We start from the raw sequence: 13,464 nt of genomic DNA, 5'->3' as shown, positions 1-13,464 counted from the left end.
CGTTCAGCCGGATTGCTTGCCGGACAAGCCGATCTCGATCGCGCCGCGGACGAAGCCGTCGGCTTTTTCCAGCAGGCTTTTCGACTTGGCGTAAGGGGTGTTGGTGGCGATCATGACCGTGGCGGTTTTCACGTCGCCGCCGGTTTCGCGGAATACCCGCTCGATCGTCTCCTCGGGCGCTCCGGTGGCGGTTTGAATTATTTTTTTGGCCCGGTTGACGAGCTTGAAGTTGGTGGCCTGCAGATCGACCATCAGATTGCCGTACACTTTGCCCATCTGGATGAACGAAGCGGTCGTCAGCATGTTCAGAATCATTTTTTGCGCCGTGCCGGCTTTCAACCGGGTCGAGCCGAGCACCGCCTCCGGGCCGACGACCGCTTCGATCGCAATGTCGGCATGCTCGCCCATCGCCGAATTCGGATTGTTGCAGACGCAGATGACGGCGGCTCCGGCCGTCCGCGCCCGCTTCATCGCCCCGATGACGTAAGGGGTGCGCCCGCTTGCCGCGATGCCCACTACCGTATCGCGTTCTCCGATTTGGCAAAGCTCCATATCCGCCGCCCCTAAAGCCTCGTTATCCTCCGCCCCTTCCACCGCTTTGCGTATCGCCGTATCGCCGCCGGCAATGATACCTTGCACCATCGCCGGATCGGTGCCGAATGTCGGGGGACATTCCGAGGCGTCCAGAATGCCGAGCCTTCCGCTTGTGCCCGCTCCCACATAAATAAGCCGTCCGCCTTTGCGGAACCGTTCGACGATCGTGTCCACCGCTTGCGCGATTTGCGGAATGGCCTTCCGCACCGCCGCGGCCACAAGCTGGTCCTCGTTATTGATCAGCTCAAGCATGCCGGTGGTCGAGGCTTGGTCGATATGGAGCGTGCGTTCGTTTTGTCGTTCGGTAATCAGACGTTCCAAAGAAACATTCATACGGGTCCCTCCACAACTGTATTGTCCACGAAGAAAAGCTATATAAAATCATGGTTGTCGGTACTGTTTGTTTTACTATAAACGACAAACCGACCGTTTGTAAAATAAATTTTTATATAAAAATATTTTTCTTGAAATATAATTTCATGGTGCTATAATGGGGGCTGTGGGCGAAATTAAGTTTCGCGGCTAGGAAAATATCAGGTTTTGGAATGCCAAAGCTTACCCCTCGTGAAAGCGTTATCAGCGGCATTTCCATGCTAGCGACCATAACTGCAAATGCCCGGCGGGGGCCGCGTCAGCGGGAGGTTGTCGTAAACACATATCTTTATGGGAGGTCACACATTTATGAACAAAATGGCAACGCGCACGATCAGCCTGGCCGTCACATCGGCTTTGGCGGTAAGCTTGGCCGCCTGCAGTTCGGGCAAGAACGAAACGAAAGGAAACGACAGCGTCGGCAAGAAAGAGCCGGTTACGCTTACGCTCCTGTCCCACTATGCCGGTGCTCAAGAAGAGAAGCTCAAGCCATACGTGGATATGTGGAACAAGGATCACCCGGACATCCAGGTGAAGCTGGAGCCGGTCGACTTCGGCGAGCTGTTGAAGACGATTCAGGCGAAGCAGACGGCCGGCCAAGTCGCCGATATTATGCATATTTATTCGCTGTGGGGCGGACAACTGACGAAGAACAAAGTGCTCGCCGAGCCTCCGGGCGACGTGACCGACGATATCAAGAAAAACTATCCGGACGCCTCCATCAAAGGAGCTTCGATCGGCGGCAAAATATACGGCTTCCCGACGGAAGTCAACGCCTATGCGCTGTTCTACAATAAGAAGATGCTCAAGGATGCCGGCTTCGACAATCCGCCGAAGACGTGGGACGAAATGTACAACATGGCCAAGGCGCTTACGAAGAAGGACGGTTCCGGCAAAATTACGCAGATGGGCTTCGGCTTCTCGCGCGGCTATGCTTCGATCGTCGACCAGCCGTTCATGTCGCTTATGGCGACGGCGGGCGGCCAGTTGATCAGCGACGACTTGACCAAAGCGCAGCTCGATTCCGATGCAGGCAAAAAAACGATGGACTTCGCCGCCAAGTTTTACAAGGACGGCATCTCCGACGTCTCCTTCAGCGTAGCGAAAACGTTCCCGGCCGAGCAGACGGCTATGACCATCCAAGCCGGCTGGTACGCCGGATCGCTGCAAGGCACGATGAAGGACGCCTACAAAAACATCGGCACGGCGCCGCTGCCTTCGCCGGACGGCACGAAGAAGGGCTCGGTCGCCTATACGTGGATGTGGGGCGTCAACAACAAATCGAAGCACCAGAAGGAAGCGTGGGAGTTCCTCAAATGGTTCAATACCGTGTCCGTCAAGGACGGCCTGACGCCCGAGGGCGGCTTCCTGCTTGACGCCTTCAACTCCTTGTCGACGCGCAAGTCGGATTTGGACGCGAAGCCGATCAAAGACAAGTTAGCCGGCGACACCGTGCTTAAAACGTTCGTAGACGCGCTGAACTATGCGCTGCCGGAGCCGAACCCGGCTGCAGGCACGGAAATCCAAGATATTTTGTTCAAACAAATCGAAAGCACATGGACCGGCCAAACGACTCCGGATGCAGCCGTCCAAGCGGCGCAAAAGGATATTCAGGCGAAGCTGGCCCAGTAATCGCCTGAGGCGTTGCCCGAGCCGCAGCTTGATCCGAGCCGACGTCCGATCGGATTCCGGGGAAGAAGCAGCGGCTCGGCTTCGCCATTTATAAGGAAGAAACGCATATGGGAATGGCCCCGCAGAAGCTCCGCTTTCGGGGGATCGGGCCCCGGAGGCTTGAAGGGCTCATGGCGAAAGGAACGGGCCTGAGCTTTGGAGCTTCACTTTATGGGGAATGGGAGGTAGCATGAGCGGAACCAACAAACTGAACCGCGGTCAAGGATTGCTCGGCTGGCTGTTTTTATCGCCCGTCGTCGTGTTTTATGCGATCTTTTTCCTTGTGCCGCTATGTTTCTCGCTGTATTTGAGCTTTACGGAATGGGGCGGCTTCGACCTCACTCTGATCGACTGGGTCGGGCTGAAAAATTATAAGGCGTTGTTCGCCGACGGCTCGACCTTCGTCAATCCGATCATCAAGAACACCTTCGTCTTCGCCTTCGGCACGGTGGGCATGTCATTCATTATTGCGCTTTTCGTCTCGTATATGATTACCCGGCTGCGCTTTGAAGGCTTTTGGCGCACGCTCTATTTTCTGCCTACCGTCACGACGGTCGTGGCGATCGGGAATGTCTGGCTTTATTTGTACAATCCGACCAACGGGTTGATCAATGCGGTTCTGAACAAGCTCGGGGTTTCCTCGATCAAATTTCTCGACGATCCGACAACGGCCCTGACTTCGATTATCGTAGTCGGAGGCTGGCTGGGTATCGGCAGCTCGGTGCTCATTCTGACGGCAGGCTTGAAGGCGATCTCCGACGATTATTACGAGGCGGCTACTTTGGAGGGCGCGGGCTTGACGGCGATCTTCACGAAAATTACGCTGCCGCTGCTCAAGCCGTCGATCCTGTTCGTGCTGATCACTTCCTTTATAGGCGGTCTGCAATCGTTCACGCTGTCGCTGGTCATGACGAAGAACGGCGGTCCGGGCAATTCCACGAACGTGGGCGGCCTGGAAATGTACAATCAGGCTTTCTCGTACGGGAACTGGGGAACGGCAAGCGCGATGGCGTTCGTGCTGTTCATCTGCGTCTTTATCGTCACGATCGTTCAGCTGACCGTATTCCGCCGGGGGGGAGTGGAGAGCTACTGATGAAACCGAAAAAATTCCCGTGGTTTTCCTATACGGTCATTATCGTCGGAAGCATCATGATGGTGTTCCCGTTTCTGGAAATGATTTTCTCTTCCTTTAAAGGTCCGGCGGACTATAACCGGCTCAACTACTCGCTGCTGCCGGAAACGTTCGAGGCCGGCAACTACCAGACGGCGTTCGAGCAGCTAAAGCTCGGTCTGTTATTCAAAAACAGTCTGATCAAATCGATCGTCACGACCGTCATCGTGCTGCTGACCAGCTCGCTGGCCGGATATGCCTTGACGAAGTTGCGCTTCCGCGGGCAGAAGTCGATCTTCCGGCTTATTCTGGCCACGATGATGTTTCCGTCGTTCCTGTTTCTGATCCCGAACTTCTATATCATGGTCCATTTTCCGTTCATCGGGGGCAACGACTGGATGGGCGAAGGCGGCGACGGGGGGATGGCGAAATATACGCTTGCGCTCATTTTGCCGTTTACGGTCAGCGCCTTCGGCATTTTCTTGATGCGTCAGTTCATTATGACGATCAATGACGCCTATATCGAAGCGGCCCGGATCGACGGAGCGTCGGAAATGCGTATTTTTTTCCAACTTATTTTGCCGATGACGGTGCCTGCTCTCGCTACGCTGGCCATCTTCGAGTTTATCGGAAGCTGGAACGAGTTCATTTGGTCGCTGCTCATGTACACGGTCAATAAAGATTTGGCGACGCTCCCCGTCGGCATCCAGCAGCTAAAGAGCCATCTCGATTCGAACATGACCCAGCCGCTCGTCAATGCGGCGCTCGTCATCAGTACGGTTCCGATTCTGATCGTCTTCATCTTCCTGCAAAAGTATTACGTCCGCGGCATGATGAACTCGGGACTGAAGGAGTAGCTTTTGAATTGCCCGTCCGGAAATGGATACAATGAAAAGGAGAATCATGCATGAGCGAACAAGCGAAACTGCACATCCTGGCTATCGGCGCGCATGCCGGCGACCAGGAGCTGACCGCCGGGGCGACGATCGCCAAGTATACGCAGGCCGGCCATAAAGCGACGTTTCTTCATTTAAGTCCGGGAGAGAAAGGACATCCGACCTTGTCGCCGGATGACTACGCGAAGCAGAAGATCGAGGAGTCTTACAAGGCGGCGGAGATATTAGGCGCGGATGTGCGGTATTTGTCCTACAAAGATGCGGAAATACCGGTCAACGACGAGATCAAATACGAAGTGGCCGACGTCATCCGCGAGTTGAAGCCGGACATCATCATTACCCATTGGAAGCACAGCATTCACAAAGATCACGCGAACACGCACAAAATCGTCGAGGACGCGCACTTTTACGCCGCCCTCAAGCAGATTGAGCGCGAGCTGCCGGGCCATTACGCCAAGAAGCTGTATTACTCCGAAAACTGGGAGGACATGCACGAATTCGTACCGGAGGTGTTCATTGACATTCCGGAGGAAGCGTTCGACGCTTGGGTCAAGGCGCTTGGCGTGTACGCGTTCGCGCGCGGCGAAACGTACGGCTTCCCGTACATCGACTATTATAAAGCATTGACGGTCGTCCGCGGGGCACCCGTAAGATTCAAGCATGCGCAGGGCTTTATGGTGCCGAGAGGCGGCCTGAACAAGCGGCTGCAGTGGCTGGAATAGGACGGCCGGCAATCGGCAAAGGTGGAATTGGCTTGAACGGCGGATTGGTTCGCATACGGGAAATGGTGCAGCATGTTACGCCCTCGGAGCGTATTATTGCGGAATATATTTTGGCGCATCCGGAGGAAATGGCGCACATGTCCGTGGCGGATTTGGCGGAACGGAGCGGAGGCAGTCAGGCGGCCATCATCCGGCTGTGCAAATCGCTCGGGCTGAAGAGCTACATGGAGCTGAAGATGAAGGTGGTCGGCGATCTGCAGACGGCCGTTCCGGAAAGCGACGAGTATCGCGAATTCAGCCCGAACGATCCGATCGAAGCGATCGTTCAGAACGTGTCGCACAACAATATGCAGTCGATCCGCGACACGATGAAAATTTTGGACATCGGCCATTTGCAGCGGGCGGTCGAGGCGCTTGGCAAGGCAAGCCGGATATTTTTCTACGGCACCGGAGCGTCGAATTTGATCGCCCAGGACGCCCAGCAGAAGTTTTTGCGCATCAACAAGCCGTCCTTTACGTTCACCGATCCGACGGTGCAGCTTACGGCGGCGGTGACGGCGCGGGAGGACGACGTGGCGGTCGGCATTTCGTATTCCGGAGAGACGAAGCCGGTCATTCAAAGCTTGCTGTACGCCAACGAAGCGGGAGCGACGACGATCAGCATTACGAAATACGGCAATACGACGTTAAGCGAGGTCGCGGGCATTCCGCTGTACATCGCCGCGACGGAGAACGAAATCCGCAGCGGCGCGATGGCGTCGCGCATTACCCAGCTGAATCTGATCGACATTTTGTACTTGAGCGTCGCCAGCTCCAACTACGGCGAGGCGGTCGAATATTTGCAGCGCAGCCGCAAGGTGCTTAAGGATATGGAGCGGATCGAAACGAAAAAATAACGCTCGCGCGGTTCAAGCGCGGCGCAGGTTGAAGCAACCGCCGTTTTGGCCGCCTCCATCAAGGCGGATAAACGGCCGGTTTGCATGTCATCCTTTTAAAACAATATTTTATGTATAAATATTTATATTGAAATAATATTTCATAGTGCTATAATGGGGCTGAGTAAAGGGAGGGATGAATCTTGGCTAATGGAAAACCGTCTACGGTGCTTTCCGGCGCGGATCGGCTGGCCCGGGAGGCGGAGGCCTACTTGGGCGGCAAGCGGATCGGTCTGCTGACGAATCCGACGGGGATTACGCGGGATTTCCGCTCGACGCTGGATGTGTGCGCGGAGCAAACCGCGGGCAAGCTGACGGCGCTGTTCGCTTGCGAGCACGGCATTCGTGGCGAGCGGCAGGCCGGACTCCTGTTCGAGGACGAAACGGACCCGGCTCTGGGCATTCCGGTATACAGCCTTTACGGCAAGCATCGGGCGCCGACGCCGGAAATGCTGGATACGGTCGATGCGATCGTGTTCGACATTCAGGATCTGGGCGTACGCTTCTATACGTATTTGACGACCTTACTTTACACGATGCAAGCTTGCGCCAAGGCGAACAAGGAGCTGATTGTGCTGGACCGGCCCAATCCGCTCGGCGGACTGACGGTCGAGGGCGGCGTGCTGCGCGACGGCTTCCAGTCAATGGTCGGCTGCTGGCAAGTGCCGTTCCGCACCGGGATGACGATCGGCGAGTTTGCCAGACTGGCGAACGATCAATCCGCGGTTCCATGCGCGCTGCAGGTCGTTCCTTTGGAAGGATGGCGGCGAGATATGGAGTATCCCGCGACGGGACTGCCGTGGGTAATGCCGTCGCCTAATATGCCGACGATGGATACGGTCCGCGTCTATTCCGGCACTTGTTTGTTCGAGGGGACGAACTTGTCCGAAGGACGCGGGACGACCCGGCCGTTCGAAATGATCGGCGCCCCTTGGCTGGACGGGCGGGCCGTGGCCGAGGCCATGAACCGGCAGGGGCTGCCGGGTGTCAAGTTCCAGCCGGTTTATTTTACGCCGATGTTTTCCAAGCATAAGGGCGAGCTGTGCGGAGGCGTCCAGTTGTATGTGCGGGAGCCGGGTATTTATGAGGCGGTCCGCTCGGGGCTGTACCTGCTTGCGCATATCCGGGAGCTGCATCCGGACCATTTTGCCTGGCTGCCGCCGTTCAAGGAAGGGTCCAAGTCGTTTATCCAGCTGCTGACCGGCAGCGATACGGTGCCGGATACGCTCCGCGGTCCGGCCGATGCCGAGCGGATTGCCGGCGAATGGGAACGGGAGGCGGCCGCCTGGTCCAAAACCCGCGAGCCTTACCTGCTGTACGAACACTAGCGCAAAGGGGAATAAGCATATGGCTGAACGCGTTTATCGGCATTACGAATCGGGCGACGAACGGGCGATCGTCGAGCTGTGGAACGAAAGCCTGCATCACGATCCGGTTACACCGCTCCGGTTCCGCAATATGGTGCTGCTCGATGCCAACTTCGATCCGCAAGGACTGCGGCTCGCCTTCGAAGACGACCGCCTAGTCGGATTCGTATACAGCTTGAGAAGAGTGCTGCCGATGCACGGCACAGAGCTGGAGCCGGATAACGGCTGGATTACCGCCTTCGGCGTAGCGCCGGACCGGCGACGGCAAGGAATCGGCTCGCGGCTTCTTGAAGAGGCGTTCGCTTTTTTGCGCGACGAGGGGCGCACGCAGGTGTTTTTTTCTTCCTATGCCCCGAACTATTTCGTGCCCGGCGTAGACGAGGAAAGCTACCCGGAAGGCTATGCCTTCCTGTTGAAGCACGGCTTCAATCGTCAATATTCCCCGGTTGCGATGGATTATTCGCTCGTGCGCTATTCGGTGCCGGAGGATGTCAAGGCGCTGAAGCGGGAAAGAGAGAACGAAGGCTATGTTTTTACGCTTGCGGAGGATCGGGATCTCGTCGAAGTGATCCGCTTCGCCACCGACGCCTTCAATCCGGATTGGGGCCGGGCGATGCGGGAAGGCCTGCTGCGCGGACTGCCCTTGACCGCCATTCATATCGCCCGCGACGGGCAGGGCAAGCTGGTCGGGTTTTGCATGCACGGCGGCTATGAGGGCATCCGCGAAAGATTCGGACCGTTCGGCGTCGATCCGTCGCAGCAAGGCAAAGGGCTCGGGAAAATTTTGCTGCACGACTGTCTTGCGAATATGCGGGCGCAAGGGCTGCACGGAGCCTGGTTCCTGTGGACCGGGGAAACGACGACGGCCGGCCATTTGTACAAGAAGCTCGGCTTTGCCATTACGCGGCGCTTTCACGTCTGCAAAAAAACGCTGTAACCGGCGTACCACATATCGGAGGGAATCCACTTATGTCCGAACAACCGAAGCATCACATTCTCGCGATCAGCGCGCATGCCGGCGATCAGGAGCTGACGGCCGGGGCGACGATCGCCAAATATACGCAGGCGGGCCATAAAGCGACGTTCCTTCATTTAAGTCCGGGGGAAAAGGGCCATCCGCGCCTGTCGCCCGACGATTACGCCAAGCAGAAGATCGAAGAATCGTACAAAGCGGCGGAGATTCTCGGCGCCGACGTGCGTTATTTGCAATACAAGGATGCGGAAATTCCGGTCAACGATCAGATTAAATACGAAGTGGCCGACGTCATCCGCGAAGTGAAGCCGGACATTATCATTACGCACTGGAAGCATAGCATTCATAAGGATCATGCCAATACGCATGCGATCGTGGAGGACGCGCATTTCTATGCCGCCCTGAAGCAGATCGAACGCGAGCTGCCCGGCCATTATGCCAAAAAACTGTACTTCTCGGAAAACTGGGAAGATATGCACGAGTTTGTGCCGGAGGTGTTCGTTGACATCCCGGAGGAAGCGTTCGAGGCGTGGATCAAGGCGCTTAGCGTCTATGCGTTCGCGCGCGGTGAGACGTACGGCTTCCCGTACATCGACTACTACAAGGCGCTGACCGTCGTCCGCGGCGCTCCGGTCTACTTCAAGCGGGCGCAGGGCTTTATGGTGCCGCGCGGAGGGCTGAACAAGCGGCTTCAGTGGTTCGAATAGTTTAGCTATTGAGTCGCAGACCATCGTTTGCCGACCGTTCCAAGCGGCAGGCTTGCACTAGGAGCCGCCTGGAACGGTCAATGCTTCAAACGAGCTTTCCGTCCTCCAAGCGCAATACGCGATCGCACCATTCCAGCATTCTTTCGTCATGGGTGACCATCACCGCCGCTTTGCCTTCATTCTTTACTTCATCGGCGATCATGCGGACGACCTCCTGGCCGCGCCGGTAGTCGAGGCTGGCGGTCGGCTCGTCGGCGAACAGGATGGCCGGCTTGTTCATCCAGGCTCTGGCAATCGCCACCCGCTGCTTCTCTCCTCCGGAGAGACGATCCGGATAATAGCCTCTCCGCTCCCAGATGCCAAGCCGCTTCAGCAGATTGGCCGCCCGTTGCGCGGCGTCCTTCGCGCCCATCTTCGCGAGTCTGGCGACGTAGAGAAGCTGTTCCTCCACCTTCAGATAGGGCAGCAGCTGCGCGCTTTGGAACATGAAGCCGATTTTCTCCAGCCGCAGCATCGTCAACTCTTCCTTGCTTTTGTCTTTCAACGATTCCCCGTCAATGAACACTTCGCCGCTGGTCGGCGTGAGCAGAGCGCCTGCCGTGGACAAAAAGGTGCTTTTGCCCGAACCCGAAGGGCCGAGAACGGCGACGAACTCTCCCCCCTGAACTTCCAAATCCAAACGATTCAGCACGGACATCGTAGCAGCTCCGTCACCGTACGTTTTCGTAACCTGCTTCATCACCAGCTTCGCCATCATGCGTGAGCCCTCCCTATCGCTTCCAAGGCATCGATTCTGGCTACCCGCGCCACCGAAATGAGCGACCCGACTAACGACATGGCCACGAACAGCACGCTTGTTCCCGCAATCGTAAGCGGTTCGAGCCGGAATGGCATCGACTCCGGTAGCGCCATGCTCATCCCAAGCACAAGCAGCAGGCTGGCGGCCAGACTGACAACCGACAAGATCGTCACCTGCCCGATTACGCTCCAGCCGAGATAAGACATGCGGGTGCCCATCGCCTTGAGAATGCCGAACTGGGTCGTCTTCTGAATCGTAATCACATAGAAGAATACGGCCAGGACGAAGGCGGCGATGACGAACAGGAACACGATCATCATCAGGAGCGAGCCCTGCTCTTCGGAATAGCCGGGAATGCCGGATACGGCTTGCTTCTGCGTAATAATCTCCACGCGGTCCAGCTTGCCCGACAGCTCGGCAGCCTGGTCGGCGTTGATCTGCAGCGCCATGACATTGAACGTTGCATTCTTCGTGGAAAGACCGCCCTGCTTCATCTCCTGCCAATCCTGCCGGTTCATGTAAATGACGGGAGTATGACTGTACGAGCTGTCCCGCACAAAACCGACCACCTTCAAGCTTGTCCCCGTCGCCTGATCGCGAATCGTGCTCCCGATTGCAAATCCCGAACGCTTCAGGCTTTCGTCCGCGACTACACTCCCGCGCGTCTCATTGGTAATGCCTTCGCCCGTCACGACCTTGGGGGCGAGCAAGCCCTTCATATCGACGGCAAAAAAGGTAACGTCCGCCTTCTTTCCTGCGTCGCCGGCTTCCGCCGTAACGGTGCTCGTCTGAATGGCGAGCGGAGTCGCCTTCCCGTCCCCGACGATCCCCCGGACTGCCGCGAGATCCTGCTCTCCAAGCTGGGAGCGCCTGAACAGGTGATCGGCATCCGGCTGAACGGCGAAATAAGAAGCCGGCATATGGCTCACCGCCGAAATATTCGCATAGGCCAATCCCTTCGCCAGTCCGGTTACGAACAGAACCAGGAAGGAAACCAGCAGCATAATGACCAGAATGAGCATGTATCTGGCTTTGGAATATCGCATTTCCCTTAAGGCTAAAAACATAACACCGCTCCTTTCGCATCGAACTGCTCTTAGTGTAGGAAGCGAAAATGAACGGAGTATGAATAATACATTACAAAAGCGGAAGCGTAACGGTAAAGGCCGTCCCTTCCCAGACCGTGCTCTTCACGTCTATCGTGCCGTTATGCGCTTTAATAATCTTTTGCACGATCGCCAGTCCCAGGCCGCTGCTGTGCGACTCATGCGTGCGGGCGCGGTCGACCTTGTGGAACCGGTCAAAAATCAGCGGCAGCTCCTCGGCCGGAATTCCCTCGCCGGTGTCCGTTACCGTCACCGTACATGTCTCGCCGACCAATCTTGAAGCAATGGATACCGAACCGCCCGGAGCCGTATATTTAACCGCATTGGACAGCAGGTTGAGCCATACTTGGTACAGCAAATTGGAGTCTCCCCTTATCGTAATTGGCTCCAGATTCAAGCGGACGGCCAACTGCTTCTCGGTCAGCCTCCATTCGAAGCTCTGCACGGCCTGGCGCAGTTGGACGCGCAGATCGAACGTGTCGCTCTGCAAAGCCTCGGGGTCGTAATCCAGCGAAGACAAGGTGAGCAGCTGCTTGCTGAGCAGGGACAGACGCCGGCTTTCCCCGTCGATGATCGAGAGGTACTCCAGCCGCATCCTTTCCGGCAGGGAGGGGTCCTTCAGCGCGTTGGCGAATCCCTGAATCGAGGTTAACGGGGATTCGATCTCATGGGAAACGTTGGCGACAAACTCCTGTCTGGCCCGGTTCGTCCGTTCGAGCTCCCGGCTCATCGTCATAAAGCGGGAGGCCAGCTGCCCGATCTGATCGCGGCGCCCGACATTCAGCCGGATATCGTATCTACCTTCGGAAATCCGCTTGGTCGCTTCTGCGAGGCGATTGATCGGCCGAACGATGTAGAGCGCGCCGATCACGACAAAGCCCAGACTGAAAAGTATCGCCAAGCCGAGAATCAGCGAAAAAAAGATGCGCAGCTCGCCAAACTGAATCTGCGCGTCCGGGCGCAAAAACAATGCGTAATTCCGCTCTTGCATACGGACAGGCACGCCGACGGAATTGCGCAATTGATTATCAAAAAAACCGGTAATGAACGGCTTGCTCGGAAATTCCGCGACTCCGTGATACACCTGGCCGTCCAAGACGGTGCGAATATGCGGCGGCTCCAGGTCCATGACCCGGAACGGCGTGCCGTAGATGTGTTCGCGGCCGCTTTCGTCGGTTATATAAATCCGGTAGCCCAAAGCCGCCGTGCTCGTCAAGTACGATTCCCAGCTATCCGGATGCGCCTCCAGAAAAGTTTGTATTTGGTGCGCCATGCCGGTAAGCTTCGCATCGTTTTGCGGCTTGATCCGGACTTGGTAATACAGGTTGGACACCAGAAAACCGAGCAGGCTGCTGACGATAATAACCGAGCAGAAGATCAGGCACATGCTGGCATAGAGCGATTTCATAGGCCGACCATCTCCAATTTGTAGCCGATTCCGCGAACCGTACGAATCGCGAAATCTTCCCGGTAGGAGGCAAAGCGCTCGCGCAGCCGTTTAATGTGCACGTCCACCGTACGTTCATCCCCTTCGTAATCGGCGCCCCAGATCAGCTCGATCAATTCGCTGCGGGAAAAAAGCCTCCCCGGGTATTGAGCCAGCTGGGCCAGCAGCTCGAATTCCTTCACCGGAAGCAGCAGCGTTTCGTTCCCGTCGTGTATCTCATAATTTTTGCGGTCGATGACAAGCGAATTCAACCCGATTTTATCTTGGGAGACGACCGAATAGCGGCGGAACAGCGCCTTGATGCGGAACAACAGTTCCTCCGGCTCGAAAGGCTTGGTCAAGTAATCGTCCGTTCCTCGCAGGTAACCTTGTTCCTTATCGCTCAGCTGCTGCCGGGCCGTCAATAAAATAATCGGAATGTCGTACGTTTCCCGGATATGCTGGCACAGATCCAAACCGTCCATATGCGGCATCATCACATCCACAACGGCCAGGTCGATCCGCTGTTCCTGCAGCATCCGCATCGCCGCGAGACCGTCCGCCGCCTCCAGCACCATGTAACCTTCCCGCGTCAATACATGCTTTAGCAGCGTGCGGATATGGACGTCATCGTCGCTTACCAATAGTTTCTTCAATGCTTACCCCTCCGTGATCGCCTTCGTATGCACCCATCGTACCAAAAAAGAGCAGCGAAGGAAAAACGGGGAGGAAAAGAAGAGAGGAAAAGCGGACCGGGAAGGCGCAAACAGGCATATGGGACAATG

At 56.6% G+C, this 13,464-nt stretch carries 13 protein-coding genes; 8 read left to right on the top strand and 5 right to left on the bottom strand.

Annotated features, from left to right (window positions below):
• Positions 1-3: 3 nt before the first annotated feature.
• The gene (murQ, locus tag ABD796_RS23220) at positions 4-927 is read right to left on the bottom strand and encodes an N-acetylmuramic acid 6-phosphate etherase (protein WP_344912362.1); all 924 of its coding nucleotides are present in this window, start codon (positions 925-927) and stop codon (positions 4-6) included.
• 348 nt (positions 928-1,275) lie between these two features.
• Between murQ and ABD796_RS23215 the strand changes: the two genes are divergently transcribed.
• The 8 genes from ABD796_RS23215 (at position 1,276) to ABD796_RS23180 (ending at position 9,348) form a co-directional block, all read left to right on the top strand.
• Positions 1,276-2,598: an ABC transporter substrate-binding protein gene (locus tag ABD796_RS23215; protein ID WP_344912360.1), complete on the top strand. Its 1,323-nt coding sequence runs from the start codon at positions 1,276-1,278 to the stop codon at positions 2,596-2,598.
• A gap of 229 nt (positions 2,599-2,827) precedes the next feature.
• Positions 2,828-3,730, top strand: a complete 903-nt coding sequence (locus tag ABD796_RS23210) for a carbohydrate ABC transporter permease (RefSeq protein ID WP_344912358.1) — start codon at positions 2,828-2,830, stop codon at positions 3,728-3,730.
• A complete protein-coding gene (locus ABD796_RS23205; RefSeq protein ID WP_344912356.1) occupies positions 3,730-4,605 on the top strand; it encodes a carbohydrate ABC transporter permease in 876 nt (291 codons plus the stop codon). Before ABD796_RS23210 ends, ABD796_RS23205 begins: the two co-directional genes overlap by 1 nt.
• Positions 4,606-4,655: 50 nt before the next feature.
• Complete coding sequence (locus ABD796_RS23200) at positions 4,656-5,366, top strand: PIG-L deacetylase family protein (protein ID WP_344912354.1); 711 nt, start codon at positions 4,656-4,658, stop codon at positions 5,364-5,366.
• 32 nt (positions 5,367-5,398) lie between these two features.
• Positions 5,399-6,262 carry a MurR/RpiR family transcriptional regulator gene (locus tag ABD796_RS23195; RefSeq protein ID WP_344912352.1) on the top strand — a complete coding sequence of 288 codons (864 nt, stop codon included), beginning with the start codon at positions 5,399-5,401 and terminating at the stop codon, positions 6,260-6,262.
• Between the two features lie 182 nt (positions 6,263-6,444).
• Entirely contained in the window at positions 6,445-7,629 is a 1,185-nt protein-coding gene (locus ABD796_RS23190; protein ID WP_344912350.1) for an exo-beta-N-acetylmuramidase NamZ family protein, read from the top strand.
• 19 nt (positions 7,630-7,648) lie between these two features.
• Positions 7,649-8,605, top strand: coding sequence for a GNAT family N-acetyltransferase (locus tag ABD796_RS23185; protein WP_344912348.1), 957 nt, complete (start codon positions 7,649-7,651; stop codon positions 8,603-8,605).
• A 32-nt stretch (positions 8,606-8,637) separates the two neighbouring features.
• A complete protein-coding gene (locus ABD796_RS23180) occupies positions 8,638-9,348 on the top strand; it encodes a PIG-L deacetylase family protein (RefSeq protein WP_344912346.1) in 711 nt (236 codons plus the stop codon).
• Between the two features lie 85 nt (positions 9,349-9,433).
• Here the strand turns inward: ABD796_RS23180 and ABD796_RS23175 are convergent, their stop codons facing one another.
• From ABD796_RS23175 to ABD796_RS23160, 4 genes are all read right to left on the bottom strand, one after another.
• Positions 9,434-10,105, bottom strand: a complete 672-nt coding sequence (locus ABD796_RS23175) for an ABC transporter ATP-binding protein (RefSeq protein WP_344912345.1) — start codon at positions 10,103-10,105, stop codon at positions 9,434-9,436.
• Positions 10,102-11,214, bottom strand: coding sequence for an ABC transporter permease (locus ABD796_RS23170; protein WP_344912343.1), 1,113 nt, complete (start codon positions 11,212-11,214; stop codon positions 10,102-10,104). The genes ABD796_RS23175 and ABD796_RS23170 overlap by 4 nt, the downstream gene beginning before the upstream one ends.
• A 70-nt stretch (positions 11,215-11,284) precedes the next feature.
• Positions 11,285-12,661, bottom strand: coding sequence for a sensor histidine kinase (locus tag ABD796_RS23165; protein ID WP_344912341.1), 1,377 nt, complete (start codon positions 12,659-12,661; stop codon positions 11,285-11,287).
• The gene (locus ABD796_RS23160; protein WP_344912339.1) at positions 12,658-13,335 is read right to left on the bottom strand and encodes a response regulator transcription factor; all 678 of its coding nucleotides are present in this window, start codon (positions 13,333-13,335) and stop codon (positions 12,658-12,660) included. The genes ABD796_RS23165 and ABD796_RS23160 overlap by 4 nt, the downstream gene beginning before the upstream one ends.
• Positions 13,336-13,464 lie beyond the last annotated feature (129 nt).

Origin of the sequence: Paenibacillus hodogayensis (assembly GCF_039536325.1) — a bacterium.
In the GTDB taxonomy this organism is placed as follows: Bacteria; Bacillota; Bacilli; order Paenibacillales; family NBRC-103111; genus Paenibacillus_AB; species Paenibacillus_AB hodogayensis.
The sequence above is the reverse complement of the archived record's forward strand: the minus strand, read 5'-3'. Positions and strand labels throughout refer to the sequence as shown.

Coding starts and splice junctions, on each gene's coding strand:
- ABD796_RS23165 (WP_344912341.1), bottom strand. CDS start 12,661: ATGAAATCGCTCTATGCCAGCATGTGCCTGATCTTCTGCTCGGTTATT.
- ABD796_RS23185 (WP_344912348.1), top strand. CDS start 7,649: ATGGCTGAACGCGTTTATCGGCATTACGAATCGGGCGACGAACGGGCG.
- murQ (WP_344912362.1), bottom strand. CDS start 927: ATGAATGTTTCTTTGGAACGTCTGATTACCGAACGACAAAACGAACGC.
- ABD796_RS23170 (WP_344912343.1), bottom strand. CDS start 11,214: ATGTTTTTAGCCTTAAGGGAAATGCGATATTCCAAAGCCAGATACATG.
- ABD796_RS23215 (WP_344912360.1), top strand. CDS start 1,276: ATGAACAAAATGGCAACGCGCACGATCAGCCTGGCCGTCACATCGGCT.
- ABD796_RS23205 (WP_344912356.1), top strand. CDS start 3,730: ATGAAACCGAAAAAATTCCCGTGGTTTTCCTATACGGTCATTATCGTC.
- ABD796_RS23175 (WP_344912345.1), bottom strand. CDS start 10,105: ATGATGGCGAAGCTGGTGATGAAGCAGGTTACGAAAACGTACGGTGAC.
- ABD796_RS23180 (WP_344912346.1), top strand. CDS start 8,638: ATGTCCGAACAACCGAAGCATCACATTCTCGCGATCAGCGCGCATGCC.
- ABD796_RS23210 (WP_344912358.1), top strand. CDS start 2,828: ATGAGCGGAACCAACAAACTGAACCGCGGTCAAGGATTGCTCGGCTGG.
- ABD796_RS23200 (WP_344912354.1), top strand. CDS start 4,656: ATGAGCGAACAAGCGAAACTGCACATCCTGGCTATCGGCGCGCATGCC.